Source organism: Kribbella sp. NPDC050470 (genome assembly GCF_044458365.1).
Taxonomy (GTDB): Bacteria; Actinomycetota; Actinomycetes; order Propionibacteriales; family Kribbellaceae; genus Kribbella.
Genome location: NZ_JBITHV010000022.1, coordinates 57269 through 76724 on the forward strand (window position 1 = coordinate 57269; position 19456 = coordinate 76724).

Annotated in this window: 16 protein-coding genes; 7 read left to right on the forward strand and 9 right to left on the reverse strand. The window is 69.1% G+C overall.

The features are described from left to right. Positions 1 to 13: 13 nt before the first annotated feature. The 7 genes from ACIBGM_RS43730 to ACIBGM_RS43760 all read right to left on the reverse strand — a co-directional run bounded on the left by ACIBGM_RS43730 (position 14) and on the right by ACIBGM_RS43760 (position 6415). The gene (locus ACIBGM_RS43730) at positions 14 to 847 is read right to left on the reverse strand and encodes a carbohydrate ABC transporter permease (RefSeq protein ID WP_360531954.1); all 834 of its coding nucleotides are present in this window, start codon (positions 845 to 847) and stop codon (positions 14 to 16) included. After that, positions 844 to 1767: a sugar ABC transporter permease gene (locus ACIBGM_RS43735; RefSeq protein WP_360531951.1), complete on the reverse strand. Its 924-nt coding sequence runs from the start codon at positions 1765 to 1767 to the stop codon at positions 844 to 846. The genes ACIBGM_RS43730 and ACIBGM_RS43735 overlap by 4 nt, the downstream gene beginning before the upstream one ends. Continuing rightward, positions 1764 to 2756 carry a LacI family DNA-binding transcriptional regulator gene (locus ACIBGM_RS43740; protein WP_360531948.1) on the reverse strand — a complete coding sequence of 331 codons (993 nt, stop codon included), beginning with the start codon at positions 2754 to 2756 and terminating at the stop codon, positions 1764 to 1766. Before ACIBGM_RS43740 ends, ACIBGM_RS43735 begins: the two co-directional genes overlap by 4 nt. A 150-nt stretch (positions 2757 to 2906) precedes the next feature. Next, entirely contained in the window at positions 2907 to 3809 is a 903-nt protein-coding gene (locus ACIBGM_RS43745; protein ID WP_360531945.1) for a zinc metalloprotease, read from the reverse strand. A 77-nt stretch (positions 3810 to 3886) separates the two neighbouring features. Then, the gene (locus ACIBGM_RS43750) at positions 3887 to 4837 is read right to left on the reverse strand and encodes a potassium channel family protein (RefSeq protein ID WP_360532112.1); all 951 of its coding nucleotides are present in this window, start codon (positions 4835 to 4837) and stop codon (positions 3887 to 3889) included. Next, complete coding sequence (locus tag ACIBGM_RS43755; RefSeq protein ID WP_360531942.1) at positions 4809 to 5924, reverse strand: GNAT family N-acetyltransferase; 1116 nt, start codon at positions 5922 to 5924, stop codon at positions 4809 to 4811. The genes ACIBGM_RS43750 and ACIBGM_RS43755 overlap by 29 nt, the downstream gene beginning before the upstream one ends. Before the next feature lie 89 nt (positions 5925 to 6013). Then, entirely contained in the window at positions 6014 to 6415 is a 402-nt protein-coding gene (locus ACIBGM_RS43760; protein WP_360531939.1) for a hypothetical protein, read from the reverse strand. 73 nt (positions 6416 to 6488) lie between these two features. Between ACIBGM_RS43760 and ACIBGM_RS43765 the strand changes: the two genes are divergently transcribed. Further along, positions 6489 to 7103 carry a hypothetical protein gene (locus tag ACIBGM_RS43765; protein ID WP_396388919.1) on the forward strand — a complete coding sequence of 205 codons (615 nt, stop codon included), beginning with the start codon at positions 6489 to 6491 and terminating at the stop codon, positions 7101 to 7103. Positions 7104 to 7333: 230 nt separating this feature from the next. Here ACIBGM_RS43765 and ACIBGM_RS43770 read toward each other — a convergent pair whose 3' ends face one another. Next, complete coding sequence (locus ACIBGM_RS43770; RefSeq protein WP_396388920.1) at positions 7334 to 10699, reverse strand: S8 family serine peptidase; 3366 nt, start codon at positions 10697 to 10699, stop codon at positions 7334 to 7336. A gap of 142 nt (positions 10700 to 10841) precedes the next feature. Here ACIBGM_RS43770 and ACIBGM_RS43775 point away from each other — a divergent pair, with 142 nt between their 5' ends. The 4 genes from ACIBGM_RS43775 to ACIBGM_RS43790 all read left to right on the forward strand — a co-directional run bounded on the left by ACIBGM_RS43775 (position 10842) and on the right by ACIBGM_RS43790 (position 17240). Further along, positions 10842 to 11816, forward strand: a complete 975-nt coding sequence (locus ACIBGM_RS43775) for a hypothetical protein (RefSeq protein WP_360531930.1) — start codon at positions 10842 to 10844, stop codon at positions 11814 to 11816. A gap of 74 nt (positions 11817 to 11890) precedes the next feature. Further along, on the forward strand, positions 11891 to 12655 hold the full coding sequence (locus ACIBGM_RS43780) for an ABC transporter ATP-binding protein (protein ID WP_360531927.1): 765 nt from the start codon (positions 11891 to 11893) through the stop codon (positions 12653 to 12655). Then, entirely contained in the window at positions 12652 to 15309 is a 2658-nt protein-coding gene (locus ACIBGM_RS43785; protein ID WP_396388921.1) for an ABC transporter permease, read from the forward strand. The genes ACIBGM_RS43780 and ACIBGM_RS43785 overlap by 4 nt, the downstream gene beginning before the upstream one ends. Positions 15310 to 15464: 155 nt before the next feature. Further along, positions 15465 to 17240 carry a glycerophosphodiester phosphodiesterase family protein gene (locus ACIBGM_RS43790; RefSeq protein ID WP_396388922.1) on the forward strand — a complete coding sequence of 592 codons (1776 nt, stop codon included), beginning with the start codon at positions 15465 to 15467 and terminating at the stop codon, positions 17238 to 17240. Here ACIBGM_RS43790 and ACIBGM_RS43795 read toward each other — a convergent pair. Continuing rightward, positions 17237 to 18292: a glutamate--cysteine ligase gene (locus tag ACIBGM_RS43795; protein ID WP_360535077.1), complete on the reverse strand. Its 1056-nt coding sequence runs from the start codon at positions 18290 to 18292 to the stop codon at positions 17237 to 17239. The genes ACIBGM_RS43790 and ACIBGM_RS43795 overlap by 4 nt on opposite strands. Positions 18293 to 18340: 48 nt before the next feature. Between ACIBGM_RS43795 and ACIBGM_RS43800 the strand changes: the two genes are divergently transcribed. Both ACIBGM_RS43800 and ACIBGM_RS43805 read left to right on the forward strand, forming a co-directional pair. Next, a complete protein-coding gene (locus tag ACIBGM_RS43800) occupies positions 18341 to 19078 on the forward strand; it encodes a HipA family kinase (protein ID WP_396388923.1) in 738 nt (245 codons plus the stop codon). Continuing rightward, positions 19075 to 19456, forward strand: a 382-nt coding sequence (locus ACIBGM_RS43805) for a DUF3037 domain-containing protein (protein ID WP_396388924.1), incomplete at its 3' end; no start/stop codon positions are given. The genes ACIBGM_RS43800 and ACIBGM_RS43805, both read left to right, overlap by 4 nt.

The following is a 19456-nucleotide window of genomic DNA, read 5'->3' on the forward strand; positions in this document are numbered from 1 at the left end:
CCTCAGGGGATTTCTAACCCTTGACAGCGCCACTCAGCAGGCCGGAAGTCAACCGGCGTTGCAAGAAGGCGAAGAACACCAAGCTGGGCACAGTGGCCAGGACGGACGCGGCCGCGAGTGGTCCGAACTGGACCTGGCCTTCGGCACCGACGAAGCGGGCCAGCACCAGCGGCAGCGTCTTGAGCTCGGGGTCCTGCAGCAGGACCAGAGCGAAGAAGAACTCGTTCCACGCCGAGATGAAGGTGAACATCGCGGTCGCGATCAACCCGGGCCGCAGCAACGGCATCACGATCGACACGATCGTGCGCAGCCGCCCGGCCCCGTCCACCGAGGCCGCCTCCTCCAGCTCCCGCGGCACGGCGGCGACGTACCCCTGCAACATCCACAACGCGAACGGCAGCGACCAGACCATGTAGACGATCACCACGCCGGGGATCGTGTTGGTCAGGTGCAGCGGCCGCAGGATCATGAACAGCGGGATCACGATCAGGATCACCGGGAACACCTGGCTGACCAGGATCCAGCCGTTCGTGACCGGCCGCAACCGGCTGCGGAACCGGGCCAGCGCGTACGCGACCGGCAGCGACACGATCAGCACCAGAATCGTGCTCAGTACCGAGATCTGCAGGCTGTTGCCCATCGACCGGACCAGCCCCTGCTCCTCCAGCGCGTCGGTGTAGTTGGAGAAGTCGACGTTCTTCGGGAGCAGCGACGGCGTGATGCCGGCGAACTCCTGCGGCGACTTCAGCGAGCTGGACACCAGCCAAAGCAGTGGAAAGCCGAGGAAGATCAGGTAGCAGGCGACGGCGACGTACTGCAGGAACCGGGCGGCCGGACGTGTTCTCATGCCTGGCTCCTGAGTCGGTTCCGCAGGTAGAAGGCGAGGAAGACGATGATGATCACGACCATCACGTCGCCCATTGCCGCGGCCATGCCGAAGTTCCCGTAGCGGAAGGCCTCGTTGTAGGCGAACAGCATCGGCAGCATCGTCTTGCCGCCCGGGCCGCCGGCGGTCAGCACGTAGACCAGGCCGAACGAGTTGAAGTTCCAGATCATGTCCAGGCTGGTGATCGCCACGATCACGGTCTTCAGCTGCGGCAGCGTGATGTTCCAGAACTGGCTCCACGCGCTCGCGCCGTCCACCGCGGCCGCCTCGTAGAGCGACCGGTCGATGCCCTGCAGGCCGGCCAGCAGGGTGACCGTGGTCATCGGCATGCCGACCCAGATCCCGACCACGATCACGGCCGGCAGCGCCGTACTGAAGTCGCCGAGGAAGTTGATCGGCTGGTCGGTCAGGTGCAGGGTCTGCAGCACCTCGTTGACCGGACCGTTGGTCGGGTGCAGCAGCAGCCGCCACATGATCGCGACGACCACCGGCGGCATCGCCCACGGGATCAGCGCGAGCGTCCGGGCGACACCGCGGAACTTGATGTCGGTGTTGAGCAGCAGCGCGAGGCCGAGGGCGGCGACGAACTGCAGGATCGTGACCGACAGGGTCCAGATGATGCCGATCCGGAACGAGGACCAGAACAGGTCGTTCTGCAGCAGCTTGCCGAAGTTCTCGAAGCCGACGAAGGTGGTCTCGACGTTCAGGCCGGCGCGGGCGTCGGTGAAGCCGAGCGCGATACCGCGGACCAGCGGGTAGACACTGAGCAGCAGCACCGGAAGCAGCGCAGGCAGGAAGAGAAAGATCGCCTCACGGTTCTGCTTCGGCGGCCCGGCCTTCTTCACCGGAGTGGGCGGCGGCGCCGTCACAGTTGCGGTCATGGGGTGGACCTCCGCACGCTCAAGGTCGGCTGTACGACGATTCGCCGCGGTGCCCGGCTGCTGTCCTCGATCCGGGCCAGCAGCAACTCGGCCGCCCGCCGCCCCCGCTCCGCCGACCCCAGATTCACACTCGTCAACGGCGGAAAACTCTGCTCAGCCAGCTCACTGTCATCCATCCCCACCACCGCGACGTCCGCCGGCACCTCGAGCCCCACCGCCACAAGCTCATGCATCAACCCGACGGCAAGCAGGTCATTCGCACAGATCACCGCATCCAGCCCGGCGGCGGCGGCCAGCAGGTCGGGCGCGGCGGTTCGGCCGGCGGCGAAGGTGAAGTCGGTTGCCTCGGCCGACGCGCTTGGGCGCAAGCCGTGCGCCTGCAAGGCATCTGCGAAGCCCTTGGCCCGGGCAGCACCCGGGACGGTGTCGGCGGGGCCGTTCAGGAAGGCGATTCGGGTGCGGCCGCGGGCGACGAGGTGTTCGACGGCCAGGGCGATGCCCTTCGGGGAGTTGGCTCGGACTGTGTCGACGCCGGCCTTGGTGGGGACGTTACCGGCGACGACTACGGGAACCTCGCACTCGCGGATGGACTTGATGAGGTCTTCGTCGACGCGGAGCGGGCTGATGACGAGACCGTCGGCGTAGCCGCGGGCCATCCCGCGGACCAGCGCGACCTCGTCGACCACGTCCGGGCCGGTCGTCGTCACCACGAGGCGGTAGCCGGCCGCCGAGACGACCTCCTCGACCGCACGCATCATCGTCACGTACACCGGGTTGCCGACGTCCGCGACGGCCAGCGTGAGCTGAAACGTCCGGCCGACCTTGAGCGACCGGGCCCGCGCATCCGGCACGTACCCGAGCTCCTCGACCGCTCGCTGCACCCGCTCGACCATCTCCTCGGTGGCCGGCAGCCCGTTCAGCACGCGCGACACCGACGCCACCGAGACCCCGGCTGCCCGGGCCACCCCAGCGATCGTCGGACGACTCACGCGCGCCTCCTGTAATCGTTCTTGTAATCGTTTACAGATCAGACATTAGGGTCGCCCACCCACAACCGTCAACACCGGGGAACCCCTCGCTACAACGCGAAACCGGACCGTGACCCCGTTCAGGTCACGATCCGGTTCGCTGGTGTGTGCTCAGGCCCGGTACAGGAGCCAGGCGTCGGACATGCGTTGGGACTGTCCGGGGGTGAACTCGGTGTAGCAGGTGTCGTAGGAGTAGTCCATGTAGTTGTGGATCGGGTCCAGGCCGGGTGCCTTGCAGGTGTCCTTGCCTTCGGGGCATCCGCTGGTCGGTGTCTTCTGCGCCGGAGTGTCGTCGACGTAGTCGCCGTGCGCGCTGCAGCCGCCGTAGAAGGTGTGCTCGAGGTTCAGCCAGTGGCCGACCTCGTGCGTCCCGGTCTCACCCTGGTCGTAGCGGCCCTCGTACGTCGTCGACGTACCCGGCAGCGACTCCCAGTCGACGACGACGCCGTCGAGGTAGGCCTGCCCGGGCTTCGTCACGATGTCCGGCAGGTACGCCCAGCCGAGGTAGGCGCCGGCGGTCGTCGAGTAGAAGTTCAGATCGCCCGGGCCACCGGTGTGCAGAGCCCGCTTCATGCTGTGCTCGTTGGTGCCACCCGGGTTGGCGTAGAACCAGGCCGCGTTGTCGGTCCGGGTCACCCCGGCGAGCCGGAAGCTGAAGCCGCTGTTGTCGCCGCCTTCACCACCCGCGAAGGTGTTGTTCAGCACGTTGATCTGGGCGTTGATCTGCGCCGTCGTCAGGGCGCCGATCGACCCGTCGGTGACGACGTGGAAGTACACCGGAACCGTCGCCTTGAAGTTCGGCCCGGCCTTGCCCTTCGCCGCAGCCGGCAGATCCTGGTGGACCTGCCCGAGATCCGGTTCGCGGGCCGGCCCGCCCCGGGCCTCGGCGGCACCCGGGTCACACTCGATGACCCATTCGTTACCTTCGGCAACCACCTGACTCTGCGCCGCGGTCGTTCCCGACCCCACCATCAACGCCGCAGCGACAACGCTGATCGTCCTTCTCCACCGCACGATGCCTCACCATCCTCAGACCGGAGCCACCCCCGCCAGTCCGAAGGTAAGCACTCAGCGGTCGAGAGCGGAAGGGCTCACTCGTCCTCGTCGTCGGCGCCGGGGCGCTCGGCCCACGGGGTCTCCTTGGCCGGGCGGACCACGATGAGCTTGTCGCCGGCCGCAAGGACGGAGACGCTGGAGTCGTAGTAGCGGTGCACGCGGCCGTCCCGGACGACCGACACGACCCGGTCCGGCAGCGCGGACGGCGGCTTGCCGACCTCGCGGCCGAGCACCGGTCGTTCGGCCACCTCGAGGCCCTCGCCGTACGTGAGCAGGTCCTCCATCACCTCGCCGAGGTTCGGGCTGACCGCGGACAGGCCGAGCAGCCGGCCGACCGCCTCGGACGACGTGACGACCGCGTCCGCGCCGCTCTGCCGCAGCAGCGGGACGTTGTCCTCCTCGCGCACCGCGACCACGATGTGCGCCTCCGGGTTGAGCTGCCGGACCGCCAGCGTGACCAGCACCGCCGCGTCGTCGCGGTCGGTGGTGATGATCACCTCGCGAGCGTTCATGACCTCGGCCCGGCGCAGCACGGTCCGGTTCGTCGCGTCACCGTGGAAGGCGGCCATCTGGTCGTTGCCCGCGTCACCGATCGCCTGCGCGCGCGGGTCGATCACCACGATGTTGTCGCGCTTCACCCCGTTGCTGATCAGCGTCTGGACGGCCGACCGGCCCTTGGTGCCGTAGCCGACGACGATGGTGTGGTCCTTCATGCGCTTCCTCCATCGGGTGTCGCGCATGATGCGGCGACCCTCGGTTGCCAGGACTTCCAGTGTCGTGCCGACCAGGACCACCAGGAAGGCGATCCGCAGTGGGGTGACGATGAAGGCGTTGATCAACCGCGCCGCCGGGGTCACCGGCGTGATGTCGCCGTACCCGGTGGTGGTGAGGGTTACGGTCGCGTAGTAGATCGCGTCGATGAAGTCGACGCTGCCGTCGTAGCTGTCCTTGTACCCGTCACGGTCGATCACCACGATCAGCACCATCACGGTCAGCAGCCCCAGCGCCACCAGAAAGCGGAGGAACAGCTGAAAGAGCGGCGAGCGCGTGCTCGCGGGCAGATTGACCAGCAGACCGTGTTGGGAGCGACCTAGGGGAAGGGGTGGCACGAGTCCGACGATATTGCACCGGCGGCCGATCCACCGCATGCGACAGGCTCTGGTCGGACAGTGCGACAGTCACCATCAAACTGTCGCCGTCCTGCACGGCCCGGGATCGCATCCGCAGCCGCTCGAGGGTGCGGAGCATCGCGTGGTTCTCCGGCTGCACCATGCAGACCACCCGGTCGGCGCCCAACTCCCGCGCCTCGACGACGAGCCGTCGCAGCAACTGCTGGCCCAGGCCCTGCCCTTGCCACCCGTCCTCGACGAGTACGGCGACCTCCATCGTCGTACTGCCGAGCTCCTCCCACGGCGCAGCCGTCGCCATCCCGACGACGGCCTCGCCGACGGCGGCCACGATCGAGATCCCGCCGGCCGGTGCGGACAGGTGCCGCGCGGTCCGGGCGGTCAGCTTCGGCATCGGCACGTGGTAGCGCCTGGTCCGGCTCTCGTACGAGCACCGCTCGTGCATCGCCACCACGGCCTCCGCGTCCGCGACGCTCGCCTTCCGCAACTCCGGGACGCCGCTACCCGGCCGCGGCCCGTCCATCACGGTCCCCTCGAACCGCTCGGCCAGCCGGCCCGCGATCTCCACGAGGACATCGGCCCGCGCCCACTCGGCCGGGGTGTATTCGTCGAACCCCTGCAGGTTCCCCAGTTCCTCGTCGACCGACACCGGGTCGTCGATCAGCCGCAGTACGGCGCGCAGGTAACGGGTCGGCCCGTCACTCAGTACGTCGGCCTGGCACGGACGGACCGTCGTACGGGCACAGCCTGCCTCGGCGACCAGTGCGGTCAGGTCTTCCGCGGTCCAGCCGACGCCGGCCGATACCACGAGCTCGTCGACGGCGCCGGTCTCGGCGGTGAACACTTCCAGGCTCAGGATGTTGATGTCGTCCGCACCACACCGTGCAGCGAGTTCGGCCAGCGCACCGGGCCGGTCGGCGAGTTCGGTCCTGATCTTCCAGAGCATGCGGACGCCCTCCCTCGTGGAAACGTCCTTCCACTCTCCGTCAGGCCTGTTGCCCCGCCGGGTCCGGAATGTTACGCCCGCGTCAACCTTCAGCGGCGCCGCATCTTGGGCAACCGCGGCCCGATCCTGGGCTTGCGCGCCGCCAGCACCACCGCGGGCTCCCGCTTGTCCAGGTCGGCGTGCCGGAGCAGCTCCGGGTACGTGTTCGCCGGCACCGGCGGGTACGTCGTCACGATCGCGTCGCCGCTGAACACGAAGAAGATCGCCTGCCCGTCCCGGATGACCTTCAGCAAGGACCCGTCGCGGACGGTGAGCGCGTGCTCGATCGCCTTCTTCCGGGCGGCCCGCTTCGCGAGCGCCGCCTGCATCGCCTGCTGCGCGGGTTCGCGACCGTGCCTGATCGCCTCGGCCGCGAGCGGTCCGTACCGCACGCCGTACTTGACCAGATTCTTGGCCAGCCGCGCACGCTTGTCCCCAGGAACACCTGCCATGTCTCCGAGCGTACTGACCGCCAGGGCCTGACTCGGCCGGGTCAACGTGCGACGGGTCATGGTGTCAGGCACCATGGAGCGTGTGACCAGCCCCAATCCGCGTCGTCCGATCATGCCTGGCAACAAGTTGTTCGAGTCGTTGCCCGGGGCTGCCGACCCGGCTGCGGTGACCGAGGTGGCGCACCGGACCGCCGAGTTGCTGGTTCGCGGCGTGCGGTCGTCGGAGGACACCGAGGTGCACGCGCGGGTGGTGAAGCTGGCCGACGACTACGGTCTGGACGAGCTTGCGGAGTTGTGGTCGGACGCGCCGGCCGACTCGCTGCCGGGCGCGCTCTGGCGGCTGTACCTGCTCCGGTCCTGGGTGCACTCGAACGCGGAGGGGGTCTCCCGCGAGTTCACCGCCGGCCGCAAGTACGCCGAGGTGCACGCAGTGGTCGCGGGTGTCGCCGAACCGCCTGGTCCGGCCGAGGTCCGCGACATGGTGGACGCCGTACTGCGAGGTGTCGCGACCGGCGACTTCGCCACCACTCTGGACCGGGCAGCGGCGTTCGCGCGGATCGTCGCGACCGGCCGCGCGCACCTCGCGGACGACGGTCACGACCAGGTGCTGTCGGCGTCGAAACTGGTCGAGATGGCCGACCAGTTGCAGACCGCGGCGCGTGCCGAACGCGCCGGGCAACTCTGGTAGTTGCAGAGATCGACTTCGGGTGCTATGGCGTCTTGAGGCCCGAGATCTCAACAGGACAAGGGGTTTTGGCACCCGTTACACTGTTCGAGGTGTCGGGCCGGTGCAAGCCCCGGGTCCCAAATTAAGCCGCTACGAGCGGCCACGCGCCGTGAGGCGCTTCCCGGTCCGACGCCACTAAGCATTCCGTACAGCAGAACGCCCCGGCCGCGCGGCCGGGGCGTTCTGGCGTGCTAGCGAACCTGGTAGAACCGGGTCAGGGTCTGGGTGACCGAGTTCTGGTTGGAGTCGGTCAGCGCGACCTTGAGGGTGACGAAGTCGGTGGCCTTGGTGTTGTCGGCCAGCGCGACGGCCTTGGCGCCCAGGTTGACGACCGGGATCTGGGTCCAGGTGGCGCCGTCGTCGGTGGACGTCCACGCCTGGGCCTTGGTGAACCGGCCCGGCGTGTACCAGTGGCCGGACTCCGCGCTGATCGTGATCGGGAACACCTTGAGCCGGGGTGCGCGGTCGTTCAGGTCGACCGGCAGGTCGTAATCCGGGAAGAGCAGCGGAAGGGGCTTGCCCGCGTCGGCAGCCGAGCTCCTGAACTTCCACCTGGTCTCGGCCGTCGTCGGCGACTCCCACTTGTAGTCACCGCGCTGCCACCGGATCAGGTCGTACACCAGCTCGAGGTTCGAGGCCGCGGCCGGCACGTCCCAGTACCCCTGCCCGTAGAACCCGTACTTCCCCAGCGACACCCCGTCCGCGAGCAGCTCGGTGCCACCGAGGTCCAGGAACCCGCCGCGGGAGAAGTGTCCCGGCTCGGTGTCCGACCAGGTCGGGAAGTTGCTCCAGATCGAGTTGCCTTCCCGAGCGGCCGGCACGTACTTCTGACCGGTGGTCTGGTCGGTGACCATGCCCGGCCGGAGCCCGGCCTTCCACCAGGTCTCGGTGTGCCTGCTGCCGGGCTTGTACGACGTCGCCGTCGACGTCATCAAGGTCGCGAACGGCCAGCTCATCGAGTCCGAATGCCCGACCATCTGCGACACCTTCGTGTCCCGGTCGGCCGTGACCAGGTGCTGCACCTGGGCCGGCGCCGGGACCGATCCGCGGGTCCCGGTCGGGATCAGCTGGATGCTCCACGGCCGCCACACATCGACGTACTCGGAGTAGGTGTAGTCCTTCCCCGGCGTGTGGTACGTCGCGTCGATCGTGGCCAGCTCGTGATCGCGCACCCGGTGCTCCGGCTTGCCCTTCACCTCCTGCTCGTGCGCGAACGCCAGGCTGTAGAGGTACGGCGACTTGGCGCCTGCCGGCGATCCGAGCTGCCAGCCCTCGACCACCTCGAACGTGCCTCGGAGAGCCTTCGGCGTGGTCCCGAGGTAGACGGACTTGATCTGGGTGCCGTAGCTGCGCGTCGACGCCAGGATCCAGTTGTCGACGACCCGGCCGTAGGTCAGGCTGCCGCCCTTGCGTTCGGCCGGCCGCTGGGTTGTCACCTTGGCCTCGGCCGCCGTCCGGGCGTCGTACGTGATGGTGGTGTTCGCGGTCAGCGTGACTTCGGGGTTGCCGAGGAACGAGTACGACTCGACCATGCCGTCGGCGTTCGCGGTCGCGATGATGGCCGCCAGCGAGTAGGTGCCGGCCCGCAGGTGCAGAGTGCGGTCCGCGCCGTCGAACCCGATCCGCTGCGCGGCGATGCTGTCCAGGTCGAACACGTCCAGCGCGGTGATCGACGAGGCCGGCTGCCCGTTGCGGTCGATCAGCTTGAACGTGACGTCGACGGCCTGGGGCTCGAGATAGAAGCCGAGCGGCGTGACGACCGTCCGGCCGTCATTGCCGGTAGCAACCACCCGGGCGCTGATCGCGCCGTACAGCCCGTAGTCCAGCGATGCGGACGGGTCGATGGTCACCGGGAGCTCGGCGGTGCCGCCGGCCGGGACGGTCAGCGAGCCGGCGCCGAAGCTGATCAGGGATGCCGGCAACGCCTTCCCGTTGTTGCCGCGGGCATCAACAGCGAAGCTGAGGGTCACCGGCGAGTCTCCGGCGTTCACGTAGGTCAGCGGCTTGGTGAGCTTCTCCGCCGGCATGTGCGGCCAGGCGAAGGTGCCCAGGTCGACGGTGCCCGGTCCGGTCACCTTCTGTGTGACCGCCTGCGCGACGTCGAGCTCACCCGCGCCCTGCTCGTAGATCCCGACCTTGCTCGCCGAGCGCACCGAGTTCTGCAGGGCCGCCTTCAGCTGCTGACCGCTCCAGTCCGGGTGCTGCTGTTTCAGAATCGCCGCCGCGCCGGCCACGTGCGGCGTCGCCATCGAGGTGCCGTTCATGTCCGTGTACGCCGAGTCGCCGCGTCCACCCGCCCGTGCCGCGGTGATGTCCACACCGGGCGCCGCGATGTCGGGCTTGACCGCGTGGTTGCCCATCACCGGCCCACGGCTGGAGAAGTCGGCCGTGGTCTGGGTGAGGTCGGTGGCCGCGACCGTCAGCGCCGACGCGGCGCAGCCAGGGCTGCTGATCGTCTCGGCCGGACCATAGAGGTTGCCTGCCGCAACGACGAACAGGACGCCGGACTCCGCGCTGATCCGGTCGACGGCAGCCGCCATCGGGTCGGTGCAGTCGACGGGTTCCGACGTACCGATGCTCATGCTGATCACGTCGGCGCCCTCCGCGACGGCCCATTCCATGCCGGCGATGATCCAGGAGAGTTCACCGCTGCCGTAGTCGTTCAGCACCTTGCCGGACAGCAGTTGCGCGCCCGGCGCGACGCCCTTGTTCTGGCCGTTGGAGGCGACGCCGCGGCCGGCGACCGTCGAGGACGTGTGCGTGCCGTGGCCGTCGCGGTCGCCGACCTCCGGGCTGTCGGTGAAGTTCTGCTGGGCCTTCACCGCGCCGGCCAGGTCCGGGTGCTCGGCGTCGACGCCGGAGTCGAGTACGGCGACCGTCGTACCACTGCCGTCGAACCCGGCCTGCCATGCCTGCGGGGCGCCGACGTACGGGACGCTCTGGTCGAGGTTCTTGCGCACCTTCGCGTCGAGCCAGAGCTTCTGGACGTCGCGGCCGGTGGACAGGGTCTGCCAGGTCTCGTGGGCCTGCGCCTTGTCGGTCCGCAGGGCGGCCGCACCTACGGACGCCAGCGTCCGAGTCCGGGTGGATCCGGACGGGACGGCCTGCTGGGCGGCGCGGGCGGTTGGCTTGTAGGTGGCGATGACCGGGATCTGGCTGGTCGACGCGTCGTCGTACCCCTGCCGGATCAGGCCGCTGACGTTGAACAGCGCCTGGTCCACCTTGCCGTTGTTGACGAGCTTGGCCGCGCTGTCGGGGACGACGTACAGGTCCTTGCCGACTGTGCGGGTCTCGTAGCCGGCCTGGGCGGGGTCGGCGGGCACGAAGCGGACGCTGCTGCGGCCGGTGCCGGCCGGCGTGACCTTGACCTTGTCGCCGGTCAGCAGGGTGACGACCTTCTCGGTGTCGACCTGCACCGGCAGCGTCGGTCGGGTTTCGGCAACCGGTTCGGCGGCCGGTTCGGGCGGGCCGGCGGAGGCGGGGAGGGCGGCGACGGCGAGCAGGGTCGTGATCCCTGCGCCGGCGAAGGTTTTGCGCACCAGTGAGCGGAAAAACATGCGGATGACCACCTTCGTGACGTTGTCGCGGGTCAGTCCATCGCAAAACCGCCAGCGAGAGAGGGGCGTGGACTGGCAAGATTGCGACAATTCGCGAACCCGCCAGAGTCCGCCCGCCACACACCGTCTGCTAGGAGGCATCGTGCTCGACGTGCTCGGACTGGATGACTCCGAAGAACTCGCCTACCGCGCCCTCGTCGAGGTGCCGTCGTACGACGCCGCCGGACTGGCCGGCCGCCTCGGCTGCCACCCGGTCGAGGCCGCCCGGGCCCTGGTCGCGCTCGAGACGCTCGGCCTGGCCGCTCGCTCCAGCAGCGGCACGGACCGGTACGTCGCCTCACCGCCGTCGGTCGCCCTCGCTGCCTTGGCTGTGCAGCGTGAGGAGGAGCTGCGACGGGCACAGCGCGAGATCGAGTCGCTGGCCGAGGTCTACCGCGGCACCGACACCGAGCGGTCGGTCAGCGATGTGGTGGACGTCGTCCGGGGCGCCAAGGCGGTCGGGCAGCGGTTCGCGCAGTTGCAGATGTCCGCGCGGGAAGAGGTCCTCGGGTTCGTCAAGGCAGAGATCGCTGTCGTCCCACCCGAGGAAAACAAGGAAGAGGACGCGGCGGTCAACCGTGGTGTGCGCTACCGGGTGCTGATCGAGCGCAGCGCCTTCGACCGGCCCGGATTCTTCGCGGCCGCCTCCGACTCACTGAAGGCGGGTGAAGAGGTGCGTGTGGTGCAGGAGCTGCCGATGCGGTTGCTGATCGTCGACCGGCGGATCGCATTGGTTCCTTTGCTGTCCGGCGCCGGCGGCAGCATCGGCGCGCTCATCGTGCACAGCAGCGGCATGCTCGACGCACTGCTCGCTCTGTTCGACCGAGTGTGGCGTGACGGCCTGCCGCTTGTCCTGGGCACCGACGGCATGATCGAGGGCCCGTCCGACGGTCTGCCCGAGGTGGACGCCCGCATCCTCGGCCTGCTGCTCGCGGGGCTCACCGACCAGGCAGTGGCCAACCAACTCAACCTCTCGATGCGCACAGTTCAGCGTCGGGTCCGGGCCCTGATGGACCTGGTGTCCGCGGACACCAGGCTGCAGCTGGGCTTCCACGCAGCCCGCCGGGGCTGGATCTGATCGCCGTACGCGAGCACACTCGAGTGGGGTGACCGTTAAGGCTGGGGGCCGCTGATCCGCCGGGGAGGGGCGCGATGGTCGGCTTGGAGGGGACCACGGACGTCGTGGAGACGCAGGGGGTCGTGGAGGCGCAGGGCGTCGTCCGCGTGTACGGCGAGGGGGAAACCGCCGTCCACGCGTTGCATGGCGTGGACGTGTCGATCGAGCCGGGACAGCTGACGGCGGTGATGGGCCCGTCCGGGTCGGGCAAGTCGACGCTGATGCACATCCTGGCCGGGCTGGACCGGCCGACGTCGGGCTCGGTCCGGATCGACGGCACCGAGATCACGACGCTCGGCGACGACGCGCTGACCAAGCTGCGCCGCAAGCACATCGGGTTCATCTTCCAGTTCTTCAACCTGCTGCCGATGCTGTCCGCCCGGGACAACGTCCTGCTACCGCTGACGATCGCCGGCGAGAAGCCCGAGCCGCAGTTCTTCGCCGACCTGATCCAGCGGGTCGGGCTCGCCGACCGGTTGCACCACCGCCCGGCCGAGCTGTCCGGCGGCCAGCAACAGCGGGTCGCCATCGCGCGGGCGCTGGTGTCGCGGCCGACAGTCGTGTTCGCCGACGAGCCGACCGGCAACCTGGACTCGCGGACCAGCGGCGAGATCCTCACGCTGATGCGCGGCTCGGTCGACGAGTACGGCCAGACCACGGTGATGGTGACGCACGACGCCCGCGCCGCCGCGATGGCCGACCGCGTCCTCTACCTGGCCGACGGCGAGATCGTGAAAGAGACCGGCCAGTCCAGCCAGCACGACATCCTCCAAATGATCGACACCCTGGACTTGCAGTGATCCGGTTCGCGTTTCAAGGGTTGCTGGCTCGGAAGTTGCGGACGGCGTTGACCGCGATCGGGGTCGTGCTCGGGGTGTCGCTGATCTCCGGGACGTACGTGCTGACGGACTCGATCACCGGCGCGTTCGACTCGATCTTCTCGGAGAACTACAAGAACACCGACGCCGCGATCACCGGGAAGGCGGCGTTCGACCCGGCCGAGGACGGGACGGTGACCGCGCCGCCGTTCGACGCTGGGCTGCTGGACGAAGTCCGCGCTCTACCTGAGGTCGGCGCGGCCGGCGGTGCTGTCTCCGGCGAGGCGCAGCTGATCGGCAAGGACGGCAAGGCCGTCTCGACCGGCGGCGCGCCGAGCATCGGCTTCAGCGTCGACCCGGCGCTGCCGCAGTTCAACACACTCACCCTCGTGGCCGGTGCCTGGCCGGCGGCGAACGAGGTCGTGATCGACACCGAAACCGCGCAGGAGCAGGGATTCGCGGCCGGCGACACGATCGGTGTGCAGGCCCGTGGCGCGGCGGAACGGATGCGGGTCACCGGGCTCGTCGAGTTCGGTTCGGTCTCGTCGATCGGCGGCGCGACGCTGGCCGGGTTCGAGCTCGGGACCGCGCAACGGCTGTTCGACAAGACCGGCAAGCTGGACCAGATCCTGATCGCGGCGAAGCAGGGCACGAGCGACCAGCAGCTGGTCGACGCGGTCCAGCCGATACTTCCCGAGGCGACGCAGGTCCGGACCGCCGAGGACCAGGCGGCCGAGGACGCGGAGGGCACTGCGAGCTTCCTGACCTTCCTGGAGACGTTCCTGCTCGTGTTCGGCGGGATCGCGCTGTTCGTCGGCTCGTTCGTGATCGCCAACTCGCTGTCGATCACGATCGCCCAGCGGACCCGCGAGTTCGCCACGCTGCGCACCCTCGGTGCGTCCCGGCGGCAGATTCTCGGATCGGTCGTGCTGGAGGCGTTGCTGGTCGGGTTCCTCTCGGCGGCGGTCGGGCTCTTCCTCGGGCTCGCGATCGCGAGCGGGTTGTTCAAGCTGTTCGACTCGGTCGGTCTGACGATGCCGAACAACGGGCTGGTGTTCCAGACCCGCACGATCGTCGTCTCCCTGCTGGTCGGCGTCCTGGTGACGGTGCTGGCGAGTCTGCGCCCGGCGTGGCGGGCGACCCGTGTTCCGCCGATCGCCGCGGTCCGCGAAGGGGCGACGCTCGAACCTGGCCCGCTGCACCGGTTCCGCCCGGTGGGCGCCGCGCTGCTCGCCGCGGCGGGTATCGGCCTGGTGCTTGTCGGATTGTTCGCAGACGGATTGTCGACAACCGCTCTGCTGGCGTGCCTCGGCGCGGGCGTCCTGCTGCTGTTCATCGGGGTCGCCCTGTTCTCCGCGCGCCTGGTGCGACCGCTCGCCGCGGTGTCGGATCCGATCGCCCGCTGGTCCGTCGTCGTACTCACGGCTCTGGTCTGGCCGTTCGTCCTGGTGCCGTTGTGGGCGGTACGGCGGCTGTTCGGCCGGCCGGCCGAGTTCCCGCGGATCCTGCCCGACCGGCCCGCGGTGGCGATCGGCGGCCAGAACAGCCGGCGCGACCCGCACCGTACGGCGTCGACCGCGGCGGCGTTGATGATCGGGCTGGCCCTGGTCACGCTGGTCGCCACCCTCGGCGCCGGCATCATCAAGCCGTTCGAGCAGGCCGTCGACGGGATCTTCAGCGCCGACTACGCGATCACCGCGCAGAACAACTTCAGCCCGTTGCCGCCGACGGTCGCCGCCGCGGTGGCCGACGTACCGGGCGTGGAGGAGCTGACCAGCGTCCGCGGTGGGCAGGCGCAGGCGTTCGGCGAGACGATCGTGATCACCGCGGTCGATGCGGCGGCACCGCAACTGCTCACGTTCGACTGGCGGGACGGCTCGCAGGGAGCACTCGCTGAGCTCGGGACCAACGGCGCGATCGTCGACGCCGAGTACGCCGACGAGCACGGGCTCACACTGGGGTCGCAGTTCCCGATGGTGATGGCGACCGGCACGACCCTGCAACTGCAGGTCCGCGGGATCTTCCGGCCGCCGGCGGGTGGGTCGCCGTTCGGGAACGTGACGATCTCGACCGCGACGTTCGACTCGGCCAGCACGCAGCCGCTGAACGTCTTCACGTTCGTCAACATGAGCGGCGGAGTGACGACGGAGAACTCGGCTGCGCTGGAGAACGCCCTGCGCACGTTCCCGAACGCGAAGGCGATGACGCGGGACGAGTTCAAGAAGGCGCAGACCGACAACGTGAAGAGCCTGCTGAACGTGCTGTACGTGCTGCTCGCGCTCTCGGTGCTGGTCAGTCTGTTCGGCATCGTCAACACCCTGGTGCTGACCGTCTTCGAGCGGACCCGGGAGCTCGGCATGCTGCGCGCGATCGGACTGACCCGGGGTCAGGTGAAGCGGATGATCCGCCAGGAGAGTGTGATCACCGCGCTGATCGGTGCGGTGATCGGGATCATCCTCGGTCTCGTGCTGGCGTCGCTGCTGGCCGCCCGGCTGGACGAGATCACGTTCACCGTCCCGACCGGGCAGCTGGTGATCTTCGCCGTCGTCTCCGTGGTGGTCGGCATCTTCGCCGCGATCTGGCCGGCCCGCCGCGCGGCCCGGCTGAACCCGCTGGAGGCGCTGCAGTACGAGTAGCGCTGAGCGACGAGTCGTATCCGCTCCATGGTCACTCCGCGACACGCGGAGGTCACCAGCCAGCCGCTTCTGGGCTACCTTCACGAAGGCACAGGTCTCCCTGTGGCAGCCAGCCTCAGGGGCGTCCCGCCCACACCCCTCTGGAAGGAACCCTCATGCGCCGCCTTACCCGCGCGCTGCTTCCGCTTGCCCTTGTCGCCGGGCTGTTGCCGGCCGCTCCGGCTGCCGCGTCTCGTGGTGACTTCGACATTCAGGCCCACCGCGGTGGCCTCGGGCTCACGGTGGAAAGCACGATCGCGTCGTTCTCGCACGGCCTCGAGCTGGGCGTCAGCACGCTCGAGCTCGACGTCCAGATCACCGAGGACGGCCACGCCGTCGTCACCCACGACCGCAGGATCTCCGGCACCAAGTGCAAGGACACCGCGCCCTACACCCCGGGCGACCCGGAGTACCCGTACGTCGGGAAGTTCATCAAGACCCTCACCCTGAAGCAGGTCAAGCAGCTCGACTGCGGTTCGCAGACGCTGCCGAACTACCCCGGCCAGCAGCCCGACCCGGGCGCCCAGATGCCGGAGCTGCGCGACGTCTTCGCGCTCGTGCACCGGTTCCACGCGTACGGCGTCAAGCTCAACATCGAGACCAAGGTCGAAGCCGGCGCGCCGTCCGAGACCGCGCCGCGCGAGCAGTTCGTGCAGGTCGTCGCACAGGAGGTCCGGACCGCCCGGATCGCCCGCCAGGTGACGATCCAGAGCTTCGACTGGGGCGCGCTGACGCGGATGCGCCAGGTCGCGCCCGAGCTGCCGCTGGTCGCCCTGACGAACTACGACTTCCTGCAGGTCGGCCAGCCCGGCAAGTCGCCGTGGCTGGGCGGCATCGACATCGACGACTTCGGCGGCGACCTGGTCAAGGCGACCAAGTCGTTCGGCGCGGCCGCGATCTCGCCGGTGCACGGCTTCCCGCAGGACGGCAAGATCACCGACCCGACGTACCGGCCGTACGTCACCGAGGAGATGGTGAAGTCCGCGCACGACGCCGGGATGAAGGTCGTGCCCTGGACGGTCGACGACCCGGCGACGATGGAGTCGCTGATCGACAAGGGTGTCGACGGCATCATCACCGACTACCCGGACCGGCTGCGTGAGGTCGCACGCTCCGAGGGCTTCCGGCTCCCCCGGTCGTACGACGCTCCCGCCGTACGCGCGCTGCCGGCGGCGCACGCGCACAACGACTACGAGCACCGGCGGCCGCTGCAGGACGCACTGGACCATGGGTTCAACAGCGTCGAGGCGGACGTGTGGCTGATCGACGGTGAGCTGCGGGTCGCGCACGACCTCGAGGACGCCGTCCCCGGGCGGAACCTGGAGAGCCTGTACCTGAAGCCGCTGGCCGACCGGGTCCGGGAGAACCACGGGCAGGTGTACAAGCACGGGCGGGACTTCCAGCTGCTGATCGACATCAAGAGCGACGGGCCGTCGACGTACGCCGCCATCGACCGGGAGCTGACGAAGTACCGCGGCATCAGCACGGTGTTCATCAACGGTCGCGTGGTCAAGGGCGCAGTCACCTCGGTGATCAGCGGCAACCGCCCGCTCGACGTGCTGAAGGCGCAGAAGGTCCGGTACGCCGGGTACGACGGCCGGCTCGCCGACCTGCCGTCCGGGATGCCGGCGTCGCTGATGCCGCTGGTGAGCGACAACTGGACCAACCACTTCACCTGGACCGGCATCGGCCCGATGCCGGCCGCCGAGAAGACCAAGCTGCACGACATCGTCGTCCGGGCTCACCACGTCGGCTACCGGGTCCGCTTCTGGGCGACACCCGACATCCGCGGCGCGGCCCGCGAGGCGCTGTGGGGCGAGCTGGTGGCCGCAGGCGTCGACCACATCAACACCGACGACCTGCACGGACTCGAAGCGTTCCTGCGGACCTAGGGTTTGACTTCCGTGAGGGCGATGAGGTTTGCGCCCTCACGGAAGGCCCTGCGTTGGCGGACGGCTCCGTTGCCGGTGCTAAGTACCCGCTGGATGCCGTCCTCAACCATGTCTGCCGCGTCGAGCTCCTGCAGCGCCGGCTGTACGTGCTGCTGCAGCCGCTTCAGGACGTCAGGCATCGGCAGCGGCTCCGCCGTACGGACGTCGAGCCCGTCACCTGTCAACCCGTCCCGCGCGGCCAGCCAGTAGGCGGCGCGCAGTACCTCCGGCTCGAGCGACGGGCCCTGTGATCCGTCGTCGACGGCCGTCATCACCAAGGCGCGGACGAGGGTCGCCAGGAGCACAGTCTCGTCCACGGTGAGCGGGATGTCGCTGACCCGCACCTCGACCGTCGGCAGGTGTGTCGACGGCCGGATGTCCCAGTAGACCATCTGCTCGTCGATCAGCGTGCCGGCCGCCAGGTGCATCGCGACCAGTGCGTCGTAGTGCTCGATCGACTCGAAGTACGGCGGGGGCCCGGCGCACGGCCACCGCGACGTCATCAGCCATCGCCAGCTCGCGAAGCCGGTGTCCTGGTCCAGGTAGATCGGTGAGTTCGCGGTGAGTGCCAGCAGCACCGGAAGCCACGGCCGGACGTGGTTGCTCGCCCGGATCGCCGCCTCCTTGTCCGGTACGTCGACATGCACGTGGCAACCGCAGACACCCTGCTCCCGCGCCAGCAACCCCCACTTGTCGGCCAGCTCCTGGTAGCGCGGCTTCCGCGTGATCGACTGCGCAGCGCGTCCGTGCGGCGGCACGGCAATGGCCAGCAGGCGGCCGCCTTCCTCCGCTGCTGCCTTGGCGAGCTTGGTACGCATCTCGGTGAGGTGGCCGTGCAGCTCGTCGGCGGTCTCACAGACCGGGGAGTTGATCTCCACCATGGCTCTGGTCAGCTCGAGGGCGATGTCGAGGTCCTGGACGTCCGCTACGACCGCCTTGCTGCGTGGGAGGGGTTCACCGGTGGCGGAGACCAGCAGGAGCTCTTCCTCGACCCCGATCGAAGGGCGTTTCACCCGCCTCCGGTACCCATCGGCAAACGGCCGGCGGCTAGGCTCTGCGGCGTGAGTCTGCCGACTGTCATCGCGACCCGTTACGTGCTGCCGCTCCGGGAGGGCGGCTCGCTTCCTGGTGTTGTCGAGGGCAACGATCTCGGCACCTACGTGCTGAAGTTCCACGGCGCCGGCCAGGGCCCGAAGGCGCTGGTCGCGGAGGTGATCGTCGGCGAACTGTTCCGTCGGCTGGGGCTGCGGGTCCCGGAGCTCAAGCTGATGCAGCTCGACCCCGCGATCGGCAAGTCCGAGCCCGACTTCGAGATCCAGGAGCTGCTGCTGCGCAGCGCCGGGCTGAACCTGGCTGTCGACTTCCTGCCCGGCTCCTTCGGGTACGACGGCTCGGCCGGCAACCCCGGCGACGAGGGGATGGCCCGGATCCTGTGGCTGGACGCGTTCGTCGCCAACGTCGACCGGTCCTGGCGCAACACCAACCTGCTGGTCTGGCACAAGAACCTCTGGCTGATCGACCACGGAGCCGCGTTGTACTTCCACCACTCCTGGATGCCCGCGGAGAAGTTCGCCGCACTCCCGTACGACTCCTCGGACCACGTGTTCTCGGTCGCGGCGCCCGACGTACCGGCGCTCGACGCCGAGCTGGCGGCGGCGATCACGCCCGAACTGCTGACCGAGGTGATCGGGCTGGTGCCGGGCGAGTGGATCGACGACGGGGACCGGGAGCGCTACCTCGGCCACCTGCTCGCCCGGCTGGACAATCGCGCCGCCTGGCTGCCGGGAGGTGCCCGGTGAACGCCGACCTCGTGCCCTTCGACTACGTGATCCTGCGGGCAGCGCCGCGGATCCACCGTGGCGAGTTCATCAACGTCGGCGCGGTGCTGTACTGCCGGGCCCTGGACTTCCTCGGCGCGGCCTGGGACGTCGAACCGTCCCGGCTGAAGGCGCTCGACCCGGCGGTCGACGTCGACGTGGTCTGCGCGTCGCTGGACCACATCCGGGCGGTCTGCGCGGGCGATCCGGACGGCGGGCCGGCCGCGGCGACCAAGATCGGCGAGCGATTCCGCTGGCTGGCGGCACCTCGCAGTACCGTCGTGCATCCCGGGCCGATCCACAGCGGGCTGACCAACGATCCCGCTGCGGACCTGGACCGCCTGCTCGACTCCTTCGTGC

Coding starts and splice junctions, on each gene's coding strand:
- ACIBGM_RS43790 (WP_396388922.1), top strand. CDS start 15,465: ATGCGCCGCCTTACCCGCGCGCTGCTTCCGCTTGCCCTTGTCGCCGGG.
- ACIBGM_RS43735 (WP_360531951.1), bottom strand. CDS start 1,767: ATGACCGCAACTGTGACGGCGCCGCCGCCCACTCCGGTGAAGAAGGCC.
- ACIBGM_RS43765 (WP_396388919.1), top strand. CDS start 6,489: ATGGAGCGTGTGACCAGCCCCAATCCGCGTCGTCCGATCATGCCTGGC.
- ACIBGM_RS43750 (WP_360532112.1), bottom strand. CDS start 4,837: ATGGTGCTGATCGTGGTGATCGACCGTGACGGGTACAAGGACAGCTAC.
- ACIBGM_RS43755 (WP_360531942.1), bottom strand. CDS start 5,924: ATGCTCTGGAAGATCAGGACCGAACTCGCCGACCGGCCCGGTGCGCTG.
- ACIBGM_RS43780 (WP_360531927.1), top strand. CDS start 11,891: ATGGTCGGCTTGGAGGGGACCACGGACGTCGTGGAGACGCAGGGGGTC.
- ACIBGM_RS43760 (WP_360531939.1), bottom strand. CDS start 6,415: ATGGCAGGTGTTCCTGGGGACAAGCGTGCGCGGCTGGCCAAGAATCTG.
- ACIBGM_RS43770 (WP_396388920.1), bottom strand. CDS start 10,699: ATGTTTTTCCGCTCACTGGTGCGCAAAACCTTCGCCGGCGCAGGGATC.
- ACIBGM_RS43730 (WP_360531954.1), bottom strand. CDS start 847: ATGAGAACACGTCCGGCCGCCCGGTTCCTGCAGTACGTCGCCGTCGCC.